We start from the raw sequence: 1,012 nt of genomic DNA, 5'->3' as shown, positions 1-1,012 counted from the left end.
ACCAGGCCCAGGTGGCCGAGGTCGTACACCTGCAGGTCGGGTGTGGTTTCCATCCCAAAATCCTAAGGCCAAGGAAGAGGGGTGCGGAATGTCGGGTTTTTATCATGCAGGACGAAAAAAGTTTAGCTAACTGTTATGAAGTCCGTCCTGGACGGAGCTGGCGGGTGTGGTGTTCTCCCCAGTAAGCTTGGGTCGTGCCGGTGATCAGCCGCTTCTTTGGCCTGGTGGTGGCCATGTACTACAACGACCACGATCTCCCGCACTTCCACGTCCGCTATGGGGACCACCAGGCCCTGGTGGCCATCAGCGACCTCCGGATCCTGGCGGGGGGCCTTCCTCCCAGGGCCCTGGGGCTGGTGGTGGAGTGGGCTTGCTGCACCGGGAGGGCCTCCTGGAGAACTGGGAGCGGGCCCGAAGGGGTGAGCCCCTGAGGCTCATCCCGCCCCTGGAGTAGACTGAGGGGGATGATGGTGGACGTGATAGAGGCCCAGGCCCTTCCGGGCCTCAGGCTCTGGCTCCGCTTCTCGGACGGGAAGGAGGGGGTGGTGGATTTCTCGGGTCTGGAGCTCCCCGGCGTTCTGGCCCGGCTCCGGGATCCTGGCTTCCTCGCCCAGGTGCGGGTGGACCCGGAGCTCGGGGCCCCGGTGTGGCCCGGGGGGCTGGACCTGGACCCCCTGGTGCTCTATGCCTGGGTGGTCGGGATGCCTTTACCTGGGGCGGAGGCCTCGAGGCGCTAAGTTTTGAGACTTCTGCGTTTTGCACTGCTCGTCCCTAGGCTCGTCTGCTACCCTGAAAGCCGTTATGGTACCAAAGAAGGGTTTTTGCAATCATGACCTTTAGGCCTCAGTACACGTCAAAACTGGGGACCACCCCTTTAGGATGAACCTGCGCCCACCAGGATGGGCAGGCATCCAGAAGAGGTGGTCCCTATGGATCAGCTTAGCCCACTCGTCAGAGTTTTGAAGCGGTATTGGAAAGCCGACCTCAGGCGCCTCACCTTCTTGGCCGCCCT

General features: G+C 62.5%; 2 protein-coding genes. Both read left to right on the top strand.

The window, feature by feature from the left end:
• Positions 1 to 194: 194 nt before the first annotated feature.
• Positions 195 to 431, top strand: coding sequence for a DUF4160 domain-containing protein (locus H531_RS13585; RefSeq protein WP_211210545.1), 237 nt, complete (start codon positions 195 to 197; stop codon positions 429 to 431).
• Between the two features lie 33 nt (positions 432 to 464).
• The gene (locus H531_RS0112540; protein ID WP_022799639.1) at positions 465 to 737 is read left to right on the top strand and encodes a DUF2442 domain-containing protein; all 273 of its coding nucleotides are present in this window, start codon (positions 465 to 467) and stop codon (positions 735 to 737) included.
• Positions 738 to 1,012: the final 275 nt, after the last annotated feature.

It is taken from the genome of Thermus islandicus DSM 21543 (genome assembly GCF_000421625.1).
GTDB classification, from domain to species: Bacteria; Deinococcota; Deinococci; order Deinococcales; family Thermaceae; genus Thermus; species Thermus islandicus.
The sequence above is the reverse complement of the archived record's forward strand: the minus strand, read 5'-3'. Positions and strand labels throughout refer to the sequence as shown.